Here is an 885-nt window from a genome sequence, read left to right as displayed (position 1 = left end):
TGCTCCGGCCGCACGCGCCCGCGGTCGCCCAGGCGCAGGAACAGCGGGCTCTCGGCGCGCACGATGTGCGCATCGTGCACGAGCACCCGTTCGACCGTAGCGCCGTCGACGGATTCCCACGAGATGCCGCCGTCGGCCTTGCGGCGCTTCATGGCCCGCATGTCGGCCGCCGGCCCGCCCACCTCCACGTGGCGCACGAGCACGTTGCGGAAATCGCCCTGCGAATCCGTGCCGAACTTCAGCGCATTGCACGTGCTGTACAGGCGGCAGTGCTCGACGAGCACCTGGTCGATCGGCCGCTGGCTAGCACCCTTGAAGCACAGGGCATCGTCCTCGGCGCTGATGAAGCAGTTGCGCACGATGACGCGGCGGCAGCCGTCGATGTCGATGCCGTCGTTGTTGTGGTTCGCCTGGTTCTCGACGTGGATGCCGTCCACGATCAGGTCCTCGCAGTTCAGGTAGTTCTGCATCCAGCACGGCGAATCCTTCAACCGGACATCCGCGATGACGACCCGGCTGCAATCGAGCATGCGGATGAGGAACGGCCGGCCCGGCGTGGCGCCGGTCGTTTCCTCGCCCGGGAAGTTGGCCGGCGTGCCGCGCCCGTCGATGAGCCCTTTGCCGCGGACGCCGACGCGCGTGCAGCGCTCGGCGAAGATCAGCGACTGGTTCATCCCCATATTGCTGTCCTGGACCGTGGGCCGGCGCGCGCGCCGCTCCGGATAGTCCTTCAGGTCCGTGCTGGCCAGCAGGCGCGCACCTTCGGCCACTTCCAGCATCACGCCGGAGCGCAGGTCGATGGTGCCGCTGACGTAGTCGCCCTGCGCCAACCGGACCACGCCGCCGCCGGCCGCCGCGCCGGCGCCGGGGCGCCCAGTTGCGCGG

At 69.7% G+C, this 885-nt stretch carries 1 protein-coding gene; it reads right to left on the bottom strand.

What is annotated here, in order from left to right:
• Positions 1-885 (bottom strand): glycoside hydrolase family 28 protein (locus tag ACEN88_RS32940; protein ID WP_413346492.1); only part of this gene is annotated, 885 nt, incomplete at both ends.

This window comes from Massilia sp. CT11-108 (genome assembly GCF_047302915.1).
Classification (GTDB): Bacteria; Pseudomonadota; Gammaproteobacteria; order Burkholderiales; family Burkholderiaceae_D; genus Telluria; species Telluria orientalis.
The sequence above is the reverse complement of the archived record's forward strand: the minus strand, read 5'-3'. Positions and strand labels throughout refer to the sequence as shown.